Source organism: Pontibacillus yanchengensis (assembly GCF_009856295.1).
Classification (GTDB): domain Bacteria; phylum Bacillota; class Bacilli; order Bacillales; family BH030062; genus Pontibacillus; species Pontibacillus yanchengensis_A.
On the sequence record NZ_WMEU01000008.1, the window covers coordinates 88,965 to 102,812 of the forward strand.

Sequence of the window (13,848 nt, forward strand, 5' to 3'; positions counted from 1 at the left end):
ATTATGACTGTTGTAAGTGCTGGATGGCTCTTGATAAATAATGTTGATAAGCACACCGCTCGTCTTCATCTTCTAATTCCTTGGCAGAAGAATGCAACCGTTGATAGTTATCAATGATTAATTCCGTACCCACATTACGACTCGTTAGTACACGTTCCAGCCATTCCGTATAATCTAGAAAAAACGTAAAATCATTAAGCTGATATGTCGTTTCAAGATGATTTAAATGATGATAATTGTCCTCGGTCGTTCGTTCACGTCCATTTTGACCAAACTTTTCCCAAAGGAATGGATAGGCATTATATATACCCTCAACAACCTCATGAACAATCTTTTCCTTTTCAATTGTTTTCATTGTGCGACGACCTTATACCTTGATACTTTTGGAGGGATGTTCGCAAGCTCCTGATCAGGATAATTCTTTTCAAGCTCATGAATGCGTTTAAATTCTTCACTCGTGGCCCAACGCATGTAATCCTCTTTTGAATCCCATTCCATATGAACGGTCAATTCACCAGGCTTTTTATCATTTTGTAAAAGTTGAAACGAACGAAATCCCTGCCAAGCATCTACACTGCGAGAACGATTTTGGTAGATTTCTATTAATTCCTCGACCTTTTCTTCAGGTACTACAACTGTAGAATCTACTATATACATAACAATCTCCTAACATCATTCAAAACTTTATATGAGTAACATTATTTTATCATAGCTCGAACTATTGGTTAAGAATATTGATTTGATAAAAAGAATTTGGCTATTTTGCTATTATAGAATAATAAACATATAAATACTTATATTAGCTTTAAGTAAAGCTAAAGAGTGCGATCCACATGAAGTAGGTTAGTTCGATGTTGACTTATCTTGAGGAGGGGCAGGAAGTTTGCTGGGCGCTGGAGCTGGATGTGGCCACATCACTTTTTTAGTTATACACAAGCATTGAATTTTATAATTTCCTGATATACAGTAAAAAAAAGTCGCCTCAACATTAATCTGAGACGACTTAGTATTTTAAATCTTACAGAATCACTTCATCAATTACTTTAGTTTCTTCATGTTCTAGTAAGTTTTTATTCACAATTTCTTTTACTGGTTTGTTCATATGAGATTCAATTTCCTCTGCTTCTTCTCTAGCACCAACAAGTATGACTTCTTCAAATCCTTCATTTTTAGCTAGTTTATCTAGTGTCGGAGCCAAGCTCTTATACCAACGTTGTTGATTGGCTTCAAAACGATCTTCAAATTGCTCCTTCTGAGGGCTCTTACCACCTTTGCCCATAGAAGCTTGAGCTTGGTGAGGTCCTTGAGCTTCTCTCCAATCATCTGTATCTAAATCTAGTTCATAATGCTTCGTTCCTTGAACAGAACCTAGTTCAGCTCCTATAACTTTCACTTGCTCTTGTTGTACAAGAATAATTCCTGTCTTAGGAAACTTATTATACAGTTCCTTCAATTGGTCCAATACAGGTGTTTCTTCCCAGAAAAACTCTGTCTTAACTGGCATCTGCACCGGTTGAGCAAACCATACTGAACCATCTGTCGAAGCAATAACAATTAGACTTTTAGAAAGATTACGCTCATAATCCTGTACATATGTTTCAATCTTTTCTTTCAACTCTCTGAAATTACGTTTCTCATCTTTATTGTCACTTTCTTGTAAGTAGTGATCAAAATTATTCATACCATTCTTAAAATGAATTTTCCATTCTCCACCTTGCTGTTCAGGATCAGCTAGGTCCGTGTTTAGATACATGGTTAAAACACCATCTGGTTTATTCACATGAAGATTTTCTAGTCGTTTTAGTTCTTTTTCAATACTCATATATTTGCCTCTCCTTTTAGAATGGGATAATTTGTGTTCTGCTATATGTGTAACCGATAATCTAAATGATAAAACATATATCCTAATAATGGATTATTCTAAAAAAGAAAATTTCATTCACATACCCTTATATATCAGGAAAAACGCTTTATTAACAAATTATTATATGAATGGATGCATACCTTATTATATTTTCGGGAAACGAGTTATTAGAAACACATCATAGGAGGATATCAATCATGTTATATTTACTAGCTATACTATTACCACCTGTAGCCGTATTATTTGTAGGTAAACCATTCCAAGCTTTTCTAAATTTATTGCTTACCATGGCTCTTTGGGTTCCTGGAGCAGTACATGCTGCATTAGTCGTAAAAGATAGTAAAGATGATCGAAGAATGAAGAAGTACGCACAAGCCCAATAAAACATGATAAAAACAATCTCTAAAAGAGTATTCCAAACTAGGGATACTCTTTTTTTGTAACCCGGTCAACTTGAAATTACGCTAGTAGATTGCTATAGTAATGAAGGTAATTTACATCAAGAAAAGGAGAGACACTTTCATGAGAAATTATAGATTTTTATTTCTATTTAGCTTAGCTTTTCTTCTTGTATTGTCTGCTTGTGGTGGTTCAAGCTCTGAGTCAACAGAAGCGTCTAATGAAGAAAAAAGCGAAGAACAAAATAAAGAAACAAAACAAAAGAATTGGGAAAAAGTTCAAGAACAAGGTGAAATTGTTGTCGGTACTTCTGGAACACTTTACGCTACTTCCTTCCACCCAGAGGATTCAGATCAATTATCCGGCTATGACGTTGAAGTTATGCGTGAAGTAGCGAAGAAGCTTGGAGTAGAAGTGAAATTTCAAGAAATCGGAATTGACGGTCTATTCTCCGCAGTAAAAAGTGGGCGAATTGATGCAGCCATTAACGATATTGAAATCACTGAGAAACGAAAAGATACTTACTCATTTAGTGAACCTTACAAATATTCCTATACAACCATGATTGTACGGGAAGAAGATTTAAGTGGCATTGAAACATTAGAGGACCTTGAAGGTAAAAAAGCTGGTGGTGGAGCTACAACTGTATTTAGTGATATTGCTCGTCACTTCGGTGCTGAAGTAGTGACTTACGGAAACGCCACCAATGATGTGTATTTACGAGATGTAGATAATGGCCGTACCGATACCGTTATTAACGATTATTACCTACAAAGCATCGCACTTAAAGCAATGCCTCAATTTGATTTAGTGCTCCATCCTGATATCCGTTTCCATCCAACGGAACAAGGAATATTACTTGGTAAAGAGGACCAAACGTTACAGAAAAAGATTAATGAAGCTTTAGCAGAGCTTAGAGAAGACGGAACACTTACTAAGATTTCAAAAGAATTCTTCGTTGGTAAGGATGCCTCTAAAAAGCCTGACAAAGAAATTAGAGAAATTGAAGGAGTAGACTTTTAAGGTATGTTGAATTTACTGGTAAGTCCTACATTCTGGCAGGAAGTTGAATTTGATAAGCTCTTTAACCCTGAGCTAGCTTGGGAGAGCCTTCCGGTTGTATTAGAAGGACTACCTTTAACGATTGCCATCTCGTTCATCGGGATGGCAATCGGTTTAGTGTTAGGGTTTTTCTTATCTCTTGGGCGAACCTCCACATCGATTTTTTTACGTTGGCCATCTCGTTTATATATATCGTTCATGCGAGGTACACCCATATTAGTGTTCTTATTTATCCTCTACTTCGGTTTTCCTTTTATCGGAATCACTCTTTCAGCATTCACCGCTGCGATTATAGGCTTTGGCCTAAACAGCGCAGCTTATATAGCAGAGATTATCCGTGCGTCTCTTAGTAGTGTCTCAAAAGGTCAATGGGAATCATCTCGTGCTCTCGGTTTAAGTAAATGGCAAACGCTATGGCATATTATTGTTCCTCAAGCAGTAAGAGTAGCAATGCCACCTTTAACAAACGTTTTCTTAGACATCGTTAAAGCAACCTCACTAGCAGCCGTTATCTCTGTTCCAGAAATGATTCAAAAAGCGCAAACTGTTATTGGACGAACGGCTGATTCGATGACCCTTTATCTATTAGTCGCATTTATTTATTGGCCCTTATGTGTCCTTATCGCTACTTTTCAAGAATACTTGGAAAGAAGATTTGATTTTTATAAAAAGTAGCTATAAATCCCGTTTCGAGCATTGAATTGTCGAGCAATTTGATGCTCTTTTTATGGAGTTTCATTAATACATATAGTAGAAATTCTATCAATGAGTCTGAACCCCAAGTATCTTTAACTAATATATCAAGCTTCCCCAGTTCTTCTCTCACTCGATTAAACAGAGCCTGTACTTCTTTTTCAATGGTGTGCTGTACGAACTGCAATACCAATCCCGCCATTAGCACTAACCATTTCTGCAGTGTCAACAATTGTTTCAGGACGATTCATGGAAGATGGATTGCCTTCAGTACTTCTACCTGTACAATATACGGTAGCTCCTGCCACTACAGCAGTTTTTCCTTCTAAGGGTAACAACTAGATGACCTTAAGTTAAATGCACTCGATAAAAACTTTCGGTATAGATGATTAATCTCCTGCTAAAATATTTCACAATAAAAATTCTGCCCTCAAAAGAGAGCAGAATTTTTGTTTAGTGCTTATTATTCAATAGAAGATGTCCATTCTTTCACTAAGTCTTGGTTGTTTTCTACCCATTTCTTAGCGCCAACTGCAGGGTCGCCTTCTTTTTTAATTGTATTCATAAGGCTTCCTAGGCTTTGGTCATCCATTTTCCATGTGTTTAATGATTCTGTTACTTGTGGTTGATCGTCAGCAAATGCTTTACGAGAAACCCAGTTAATATCTTCTTTCTCGCCATAAACCTTCTTAGAATCTTCTAGGAATTTCACATCGTATTCAGCGAATACCCAGTGAGGCTTCCAAAGCGTAACAAGAATCGGTTCTTCATCTTCAACAGCCTTACCAAGCTCAGCTGTCATAACTGGACCAGAAGAAGATTGAAGCTCATAATTCTCAAGCTCATAATCTTTAAGAGCATCTTGGGTTAGCTTCATAAGACTTGCACCTGCGTCAATACCTACAATTTTACCACCAAACATATCAGCTTTCCCTTTAAGGTCATTCATACTGTTTACATCTTCCACATAACTTGGAACTGCTAGACCTAATGTAGTACCTTCAAACCAAACATCATGCCATGCAAGAGAATCCTTATACTGCTCATAGAATGGCTTGTCTGTGTTAGGCAACCATACTTCTAAACCTACATCTAAGTCACCGCCTTCAAGGGCTGTATATAAAGCACCTTTTTCAACTTGTGTAAGATCTACTGTGTACCCTTTGTTCTCAAGGATAACTTTCCACATATTTGAAACTGCAACGTTCTCAGCCCAGTTATTTAGACCGATTTTAATTTCGCCTTTTTCACCAGATGTACCTTCTTCTGATGTTTCTCCGTTTCCTTCTGTATTGTCGCCACTTGACCCTTCTTCGTTACCGCCGCCACCACATGCAGCTAGTAGTAACAGCATTCCTAAGAATAGTGCTGGAATTAACTTCTTAAAGTTATTCATTATGTTTATGTCCCTCCTAAAATTGTCCTATAAAAATTCTAATGGTTGCTTGACTATATTCTCCCAAAATTACAAAAAATATTATACGAAATATTTTGTATGAGGTAAACAGTCTGTACAGAAAGTTGATATAAAATAAGTTTAACTAATTCTTAACGATAAATCAAATCTACTAATTGAAAATAATAGATTAGGAGGTATTTATATCTAGCATTATCTCAGGATTGTTAGTAGAGAAGCTCGAATAGGACCAAAAAAAGTTCCCTCACTTTAAAGTGAGGGAACTCCTTTCTCATGTACTATACTTTTTCTACAACATAAGCTTTCTTTTCGCGGAAATACTTTTCACCATCATTTGAGGAATGTTCAAAAAAGCCATTGAATTCCATCGTTACTTTGTATTCACGTTCTGGATCCGTAAACAGTTGATTGTCATTATTAGATAGTAATACGACATCTGTTGTACTTACAAAGCTATCAAGTTCTTGTGCAGTATAATTTTCTCCAGGTTTTAATGTGTTTAGTCTTTTTTCGGTCATTCTTATCTACTCCTTTATTGAATAGCTATAGTACTTTTTCCCACCCCCCCTTTTCATATAAACATTTTTATTTCAGAAAAGTGTTTTGAAAAGTTATTCTGATTCTAAAGTCGTTCACTATCAGTTCTTGTAATGGAATGTACTGTTATAGTTTGTTAAAATCACATGTAGTGAGATGTAAAGGGGGTTCATTATGAAAATCGTGTCTATCGAACCGACACCTAGCCCCAATTCGATGAAAATCAATTTAGATGAAAAACTTCCAGAGGGCGTAACACAAAATTATAAACAAGGTGATGCAATAGATGATGCACCTGCTTATATTCAAAGCCTTCTAGACATTGACGGGGTTAAAAGTCTTTACCATGTAATGGACTTTATTGCTTTAGATCGACATCCAAAATACGCTTGGGAAGACATCCTTCCTAAAACACGAAACGTTTTTGGAACGTTAGAAAACGAAGAAGAGGAACAAGAAACAAACAACCAAAGAAATGCTTCCACTGAAGACTCTTTTGGTGAGGTTAAGGTATATGTACAAATGTTCCGTGGCATACCTATGCAGGTCAAGCTCGAAGAAGGGGATCAAGAAAAACGTGGAGGCTTACCTGAATCATTTATGAATGCTGCTATGGAAGCATCACCAGCCTCTTCAAATATGGTTATGGAACGCCAATGGGTCGAACAAAACCCTAGATTTGGTGACATGAGCGACATTGAGACAGAAGTCGTCGAAGAACTTACCGCCAGTTATGATGAAGAGCGTTTGAAAGAACTAGTTCAACGCGCTTTCGAAGTAGACCCTGGTGATCATGAGACAAAAGAGAACGACAAGAGTGCCATATCACTCGAAACATTGGATGATCCTGATTGGAAGGTCCGCTATGCTGCTCTAGACCGAATGAATCCAACGTATGCTGACTTGCCTATTCTCGAGAAGGCATTACAAGATGAGAAAGCTTCCATTAGACGACTTGCAACTGCCTATCTTGGTATGATTGAAGAACCAGAAGTATTACCTTATTTATATACAGCACTTAAGGATAAATCCGTTACCGTTCGCCGCACAGCAGGAGACTGTATTTCCGATTTAGGTTTTCCGGAAGCAACACCAGAAATGATTGACTCGTTATCTGATAAAAATAAGCTTGTCCGATGGAGAGCAGCTATGTTTTTATATGAAGTAGGAGATGAACGTGCCCTCCATGCCTTACGCGAGGCAATTGAAGATCCGGAATTCGAGGTACGAATGCAAGCCAAAATGGCATTACAACGCATTGAAGGCGGCGAAGAAGCAAAAGGCTCTGTTTGGCATCAAATGACACAAGCAAGAAAAAATAACGGATAGCTAAAAAGTAGCACGTTATAGAGGAGGAATATCATGAACGCATATGAAGAATATATGAGACAAATGGCGCAACCAATGCGCGACGAACTTACAACAGCGGGCTTTCAAGAGTTAACAACCCCTGAAGAGGTAGATCAATTCATGACAACTGCTGAGGGGCCTGCGATAGTCGTAGTAAACTCAGTTTGCGGATGTGCAGCTGGCTTAGCTCGTCCATCAGCGAAAGAATCATTGAATAACGAGAAGCGCCCAACACACGCTGTAACTGTATTTGCAGGTCAAGACCGCGAAGCAACCAATCGAATGAGAGAATATTTCGAAGGGTATGAACCATCTTCCCCTTCCATGGCATTAGTGGAAAACGGCAAAGTCCTTCATTTCATCCCACGCGATGACATTGAAGACCACGAACCAGAAGAAATCCTAGCAAACTTAACACAAGCATATAATCAATATTGTTAATAACAGAAACACTCCAGCTACAATTAAGTAATTCAGTTTTGGAGAACAAACATTAAAAGCGCGATATAAATTGAGCATTGAATTGCAACCCAATTCGATGCTCTTTTTTTATTGGCAAAAACCCATATAATTTGAATTAAAATGAACACCCCTTATCCGAAAATGCTCACTTTTCTTCAACTAACGTTCCATGTTTTCGGTAAACTCATTCTATAACCCCCCTATCGTTTGGTATTTATGACTCCGAGAATAAAGGTAACAAGAATTGTCTTATTGAGCTAAAGGACCCGACAGTTGATGACTTGAAAATTTCATTTGAAAGTTTATGCCAAATTGACTTTTCCAATTGCTTTTTTGTTAAACGACCATACCTAACGTCTTCGAGAAAGTTCTTTTATCACGGCCTCTTAATATACATACCTTTTTCCTTACTTATGCCCCGTTTCTTAGCGTAGCCACTATGTCTGTGAGGCTTTCTTTCCTTAATCTTTCTTTGTTTTTTTACGAGTATAGGGAAAAGTATTGTACATTTCCACGATACCTTTAAATTTCTAATTTTCCATTATTTGACAACCCTATAATAGAACGGTTGTACAATTTAATCAAATATCAGCAACAGGATTTAACAGAGCCTTCCGATAATTCTATTAAATAAAAGAAATCTTTATATACAAACAATCGGGTAGTTTATTATTCATTTTTCACCTCTTCAAACTAAAAATCATAGAAATTATTATTCCATATTCTACCAGTTAGATTAATAACGATTTTTCTTACCATTAAAAATACAATTTTTTTTAAATTCCATAATTAGTTATGCGATTTCAATTACAATTAACCCTACGATTTAGTCCGCAAACACATATTAAAAAAGTAGTTCAATTAAAGGTACAAAATACACTTTTGTACTCTAAAACTAAACTACTTAAGCTACAATGTAGATTTTCGGTGCCAGACCCCCACCACTCTATAGCATCAACGTTGTACAGCGGCGGGGGCTGGCACCTACCCGTTAGAGGTATTTACGTCTATGTTTAGATTCTGTAATTTGGAGGAGGTCTCCCCATGTGTGATAGCCGCGTTTACCTAGTTGATTCACCAATTCACAAAATAAATATGCCGTAGTGAGGGCATCGCCTTTTGCAGTATGTCTATCTACTAATGGGGTTTGAAAAATGTCAGCGTACTCCTCTAGGTCTTTTCCTTTTAGGAGGGGGCGTACTGTATGAATTAAATCTAGTGTATCGATCACTTTAGGTTTTTTTATTTTGTAGCCTGCTCGTTTTAACTCTTGTTTAAACACGGTTACATCAAAGCCGATATTATGGCCAACTAAACAAGGTGTACATGTAGTTTCGACGTATTGAAAGAAATCCTTAATAACCTCTTTAGCAGCTGGGGCGTCGTCAACATGATCATTTGTTATATGGGTTAGCTGTTCAATCGTAGCAGGGATTGATCGATGTGGATTAATGTAAGATTGAAATGCTGTCTCCTCTTTTACTTGAAGATGTTCTATACCTACTGCTCCAATTTCGATAAGTCGATCCTCCTTCTCTACTTGGAACCCTGTGGTCTCTGTATCGACAACAACAAACGAAAGTTCTCTTAATGACGTGGATAGAGGAATGTCCTCTTCTAATGTATAACGGAATCTACTACGACTTCTTAACATATCCCCTTCTCCTCCCTACATCTTGAAAAACCTATACTTGCTAGCTAGTATTAGATAGGAAATGTACTATACATTCTACTTTGTATGATTTTCAATCTCTTTAGAGCATTGATTAATAATTCTTTCTCCCATGTTGCCAATCGACTAAACAAAATTATAGATGAAGACGAAGACTCACTCGACAGATTATCCCATTTGTGCTTCATATAAATAGACATCACTTGTGAAAAAGCCTGAGAAACTTCCTTACCTTCTTCTTCAGTAATTACATGTTGCTTCACAAGCTTTTCAAGTTTTTCAAATGTTGTTCCCTCCATAATTAAGTTAGACAGGGAAAGAATTTGCAAAGCATGATGAAAAGGAAACAATACTTCTTTTTTTACATCCAATTGTTTTCGATTCAGTTTCAACATTGAACGAATCGGCTGTCCTAGATTAGGAATGGGGTTTTCTTTTTCAACTTGAGCAAGACGATGGAGCATAATATGAGAGCGTTCTATATTTTGTTGAATCAACGATAAAAACAATTGATGTACGCTTTGTGATCCATACACTTTTCGAAACGAGAAAAAATTTTGCGCTTTAAGCATCGCATCGTTTGTTGCTCTAATGGACCATCCTCGTAGCGTAGCGCTCCATTGAGATAGAGACCCCTGCCATTCTTCTTCACTTGCCATCATTCCGCCCGGACAACGTTCATATCCAGCTTGCAATAAAAAGTTCGTAATTTCCTTACCTAGTTTATTAAAATATTCATCTATCATTTCCTTTTGGTCATCTTCCCCATCCTCATAAACAAGGAAGTGGTCTTGATCCGTCAACACAAATTGTTCCCCACGACCTGCGCTCCCCATCTGATACCACACAAATGATGCAGGTGGCTTCCCTTCACCTTTTTCTTCTAGAGACTGAATAGCAAGTTCTACGGCTCGTCGTGCCAAACGGTCATACAACTGGGTGATCACATCGAGAATATGCGCAACTGGGACTTGGTCTTTCATCATAATAGATACAACTGTATAAATTTCATGTTTAACCTCATGTAAATTATGTTGGTTAAGCTGTTCCACTTTGTGTATAGCCGAAAACATTTGATAATTCTTTTTGCGTAGTAAATCAGATAACGTAATCATTCCAACTACTTTTTGGTTATCATCCAAGACAGGGTAATGATGAACTCCATTTAAAATCAACCCAGATAGTGCCTGGTAATAATAATTGGATTTATGAATGGTAAGCGGAGAACGTGTCATTACATTTCGGATTGGTTCTTCAACAGATCGGCCTGTAGAAATGACACGACCAATCAAATCATTTTTAGTAACCAATCCTACAAGTTGATCAGAATTAACGACTACAACTGAACTTGCTTTGATAGAAGTCATCCGTTTTGCTGCTTCTTGAATAGATTGATGCTCTTCCACTGTAAGCACAGGAACGGTCATAATATCTTGTACTCGTCGAAGGAAAGGTTCACTTTCCCCAAACTGCTGCGCTAGTTTCACTTGTTCTGCTAACGAGACATAGACATCCTTTAAACGCGTAACCACCTCATGCAAGAAATACGTACGAATTTCTTCTTTTTCCCATAGGACCTCCAACACAGCATAAGGAACAAAAAGTCCTACTACTGAATCTACGGCTCGAATTCCAACCATGTACGCATACTCATCAAAAGAATGAGCTTCCAAAAATGTATGCAAGCTACCCAAACCGAGGATTTCCCCGGTTTGGACAACTTCTAGTACTTCCGAAAGCTCTTGTTCTTCCCCTGCGGCACAGACTTCTGCTGTACCATCTACCACTAGAAGAATTCCCTCTCTTCTTTTTTGAGCATCAGCAATCATTGTTCCTTGTTTATAAAGACGTTCTTGACAATTTTGATAAAGCTCTTCAAATTGTTCACTTGAGAGATGCTGAAATATAGGGTGTTCCTTCACTTTCTCTTTTACATGATAATCTTTAGGAGGAGTGTGATGAGTCATCCATCCATACCTCACCATCTTTGTAGGTCATTTGTTCAGGATAACGTAAATCAATGACCTCTTCTTGAACTTGTTTAGATGGGGACTTCGTCGCTAGTGAAACCACGAGATTCGTCACAACCCCAGCGATAGCACCAAAGATTCCTGCCCCAGTATCAATAATTCCAAGGATCGTGAAGCCTCCATATTTCGCAGCAAAGATATATCCTAACGTAACGGATAAACCTACGACCATTCCTGCAATAACGCCTGGCCCATTCGCTCGTTTCCACCATACACCTAGTAACAATGCTGGGAAGAAGGAACCTGAGGCCAATGCAAACGCCCATGCTACAATCTGTGTAATCGCTCCAGGAGGATTTAATGCCACTAATCCTGCCACTACTGTTGCAATAACAATCGACCAACGTCCAACAAGAAGTCTCTTTTTCTCACTTGCATGAGGGTTGATGGAACGATAGTAAATATCATGAGATAAAGCTGCAGATATCGCAATCATTAATCCACCTGCTGTAGAAAGAGCAGCCGCCATGGCCCCTGCTGCCATGAGCCCAATGACCAATATGCCTAAATTGGCAATCTCTGGTGTGGCCATTACTACAATGTCATTACTGATGACGATTTCGGACCACTGAAGGACACCATCTCCACTCTTATCTGCTACGGAAAGTTTCCCTGTATCTACCCATGATCTCGTCCATGCTGGAAGATTATCAATGGATGATCCAGCTACTCTATCCATTAAAATAAAACGAGAAAACGCTGCGTAAGCCGGAGCTGACAAATAAAGAAGTCCAATAAACAACAGTGCCCAGGCCCCGCTCCAGCGTGCTGCTTTCATCGTTGCAACGGTATAGAAACGTACAATAACGTGTGGCAAACCTGCTGTACCAGCCATTAATGTAAACATTAGCGCAAGGAACTGCCATTTGGTATTTTCAGTGAATGGGATAACATATTCCGTAATCCCTAATTCCTGGTCCATTGCCTTCATTTCATTAACGATTTCACCATAAGATATCCAAGGAATTGGATTGTTGGTTAGCTGCATTGCCATAAAGATAACAGGAATTAAATAAGCAATAATCAATACAACATATTGAGCTACCTGCGTCCATGTAATCCCTTTCATACCACCCATTGCTGAGTAAAAGGCAATGAGCACAACACCGATTAGTGTTCCAACAGATGCATTTACTTCAAGTAAACGCCCAATAACAACGCCAGATCCAGACAACTGACCAACAGAATAAGTAAAACTAATAATAATCGTTGCAATAGCAGCTATTAATCTAGCTGTATTACTTTGATATCGGTCTCCGATGAATTCTGGAACCGTGTAACGTCCATATTTTCGTAGTTGTGGTGCGAATAAAAACGTTAATAACAGATAACCTCCTGTCCACCCCATAATATAGGCGAGACCATCATAGCCAAGCAACATGACGGTACCTGCTAATCCAATGAATGAAGCGGCACTCATCCAGTCGGCACCTATCGCCATCCCATTGAATACAGGTGGTACTCCACGCCCTGCCACATAAAAATCTGAGGTTACCTTCGCTTTGTTATAAATCGCAATCCCTATGTATAATCCAAACGTAGCAACAATCAGAGCAAACGAAACTAAAAACTGTGCATCCATTGTTTACCTCCTCAACAATCTTTTTTGTTATAGCTTTTCATTTAATGATCTAGATGTTTGCCTGCACTGATTGTTTCATTCATCTTGTCATCAATACCGAACCTCTGATCGATTTTATCGCTCACTACCGCATTCACAAATAAAAGAATAATAAACACTACTATTGCTCCTTGAGCTCCCATGAAATAATGAAGAGGCATTCCCATGAATGAAATATTGGATAATGGTTCAGCAAGCAATACAACCCCATAAGACACGATAAACCAAATAATGAGGTAAATAATGATTGCGGTATTTCTTGCACGAAAATAATTTTCTGCTACCTTTTTATCAATTTTTTTCACGTTGCTTTCCTCCCTTATCCTCGTAAATTAAAGATAAATTGAACTGTTTCCCAGAATGGAAGTGGAACCATTGCAATTTTCACAAACATAAAAGCTAGAATCGATGCAAATGGAACAACCAACCACAACGGCCTCTTATTTTTCAAAGCAAACACTACCGATAAAATGGTTACCAGAGCAAACCCGATAATCCACAACATCCACATCACTCCTCCCTTTTTGAAAGCGCTACCAAAAGCATGAAAATTTTTTTGATGCCAATATCATCTCCTTCCATTTATTTTTTGAATATTCGTTTTATTGTTATTATTCTAAAAGTTAGTAGTAAATGTCAACTATTTGATAAAACTTTTTGAAATTAATTTGTTTTATTATTAACGGAGTGAAGGATTCTCTCTTCGTTTTGGCGCCAGACCCCTGTGCCGTGCTAATGCGG

At 38.0% G+C, this 13,848-nt stretch carries 15 protein-coding genes and 1 pseudogene; 5 read left to right on the forward strand and 11 right to left on the reverse strand.

Annotated elements, in window-relative coordinates:
• Nucleotide 1: 1 nt before the first annotated feature.
• The 3 genes from GLW08_RS18885 to GLW08_RS18895 form a co-directional block, all read right to left on the reverse strand.
• A complete protein-coding gene (locus tag GLW08_RS18885) occupies nucleotides 2-355 on the reverse strand; it encodes a hypothetical protein (RefSeq protein WP_160850182.1) in 354 nt (117 codons plus the stop codon).
• A complete protein-coding gene (locus GLW08_RS18890) occupies nucleotides 352-657 on the reverse strand; it encodes an antibiotic biosynthesis monooxygenase family protein (RefSeq protein WP_160850183.1) in 306 nt (101 codons plus the stop codon). Before GLW08_RS18890 ends, GLW08_RS18885 begins: the two co-directional genes overlap by 4 nt.
• A gap of 361 nt (nucleotides 658-1,018) precedes the next feature.
• Nucleotides 1,019-1,822, reverse strand: coding sequence for a VLRF1 family aeRF1-type release factor (locus GLW08_RS18895; RefSeq protein ID WP_160850184.1), 804 nt, complete (start codon nucleotides 1,820-1,822; stop codon nucleotides 1,019-1,021).
• A 239-nt stretch (nucleotides 1,823-2,061) separates the two neighbouring features.
• Here GLW08_RS18895 and GLW08_RS18900 point away from each other — a divergent pair, with 239 nt between their 5' ends.
• The 3 genes from GLW08_RS18900 (at nucleotide 2,062) to GLW08_RS18910 (ending at nucleotide 4,000) form a co-directional block, all read left to right on the forward strand.
• Nucleotides 2,062-2,247, forward strand: coding sequence for a YqaE/Pmp3 family membrane protein (locus GLW08_RS18900; RefSeq protein WP_160850185.1), 186 nt, complete (start codon nucleotides 2,062-2,064; stop codon nucleotides 2,245-2,247).
• Nucleotides 2,248-2,386: 139 nt separating this feature from the next.
• A complete protein-coding gene (locus GLW08_RS18905) occupies nucleotides 2,387-3,286 on the forward strand; it encodes a transporter substrate-binding domain-containing protein (protein WP_160850186.1) in 900 nt (299 codons plus the stop codon).
• Between the two features lie 3 nt (nucleotides 3,287-3,289).
• Nucleotides 3,290-4,000, forward strand: a complete 711-nt coding sequence (locus tag GLW08_RS18910) for an amino acid ABC transporter permease (protein WP_160850187.1) — start codon at nucleotides 3,290-3,292, stop codon at nucleotides 3,998-4,000.
• A gap of 79 nt (nucleotides 4,001-4,079) precedes the next feature.
• Here GLW08_RS18910 and GLW08_RS22020 read toward each other — a convergent pair.
• The 3 genes and pseudogenes from GLW08_RS22020 to GLW08_RS18925 form a co-directional block, all read right to left on the reverse strand.
• A pseudogene (locus GLW08_RS22020) lies at nucleotides 4,080-4,356 on the reverse strand (short-chain dehydrogenase); the annotation flags it as partial.
• A gap of 125 nt (nucleotides 4,357-4,481) precedes the next feature.
• Nucleotides 4,482-5,414, reverse strand: coding sequence for a glycine betaine ABC transporter substrate-binding protein (locus GLW08_RS18920; protein WP_160850189.1), 933 nt, complete (start codon nucleotides 5,412-5,414; stop codon nucleotides 4,482-4,484).
• Nucleotides 5,415-5,713: 299 nt separating this feature from the next.
• Entirely contained in the window at nucleotides 5,714-5,953 is a 240-nt protein-coding gene (locus tag GLW08_RS18925) for a hypothetical protein (RefSeq protein ID WP_160850190.1), read from the reverse strand.
• 193 nt (nucleotides 5,954-6,146) lie between these two features.
• Here GLW08_RS18925 and GLW08_RS18930 point away from each other — a divergent pair, with 193 nt between their 5' ends.
• Both GLW08_RS18930 and GLW08_RS18935 read left to right on the forward strand, forming a co-directional pair.
• Nucleotides 6,147-7,301 carry a conserved virulence factor C family protein gene (locus tag GLW08_RS18930; protein WP_160850191.1) on the forward strand — a complete coding sequence of 385 codons (1,155 nt, stop codon included), beginning with the start codon at nucleotides 6,147-6,149 and terminating at the stop codon, nucleotides 7,299-7,301.
• 33 nt (nucleotides 7,302-7,334) lie between these two features.
• On the forward strand, nucleotides 7,335-7,763 hold the full coding sequence (locus GLW08_RS18935) for a BrxA/BrxB family bacilliredoxin (protein WP_202406271.1): 429 nt from the start codon (nucleotides 7,335-7,337) through the stop codon (nucleotides 7,761-7,763).
• A gap of 1,012 nt (nucleotides 7,764-8,775) precedes the next feature.
• Here GLW08_RS18935 and GLW08_RS18940 read toward each other — a convergent pair.
• From GLW08_RS18940 to GLW08_RS18960, 5 genes are read right to left on the reverse strand one after another with little or no spacing between them, the layout of a single operon-like run.
• The gene (locus GLW08_RS18940) at nucleotides 8,776-9,438 is read right to left on the reverse strand and encodes a 3'-5' exonuclease (RefSeq protein ID WP_160850192.1); all 663 of its coding nucleotides are present in this window, start codon (nucleotides 9,436-9,438) and stop codon (nucleotides 8,776-8,778) included.
• Between the two features lie 50 nt (nucleotides 9,439-9,488).
• Nucleotides 9,489-11,423: a DUF294 nucleotidyltransferase-like domain-containing protein gene (locus GLW08_RS18945; protein WP_160850193.1), complete on the reverse strand. Its 1,935-nt coding sequence runs from the start codon at nucleotides 11,421-11,423 to the stop codon at nucleotides 9,489-9,491.
• Entirely contained in the window at nucleotides 11,401-13,068 is a 1,668-nt protein-coding gene (locus GLW08_RS18950) for a sodium:solute symporter family protein (protein WP_160850194.1), read from the reverse strand. Before GLW08_RS18950 ends, GLW08_RS18945 begins: the two co-directional genes overlap by 23 nt.
• 41 nt (nucleotides 13,069-13,109) lie before the next feature.
• Nucleotides 13,110-13,412, reverse strand: coding sequence for a sodium/substrate symporter small subunit (locus tag GLW08_RS18955; protein WP_160850195.1), 303 nt, complete (start codon nucleotides 13,410-13,412; stop codon nucleotides 13,110-13,112).
• Nucleotides 13,413-13,426: 14 nt separating this feature from the next.
• Nucleotides 13,427-13,612, reverse strand: a complete 186-nt coding sequence (locus GLW08_RS18960; RefSeq protein WP_160850196.1) for a hypothetical protein — start codon at nucleotides 13,610-13,612, stop codon at nucleotides 13,427-13,429.
• Nucleotides 13,613-13,848: the final 236 nt, after the last annotated feature.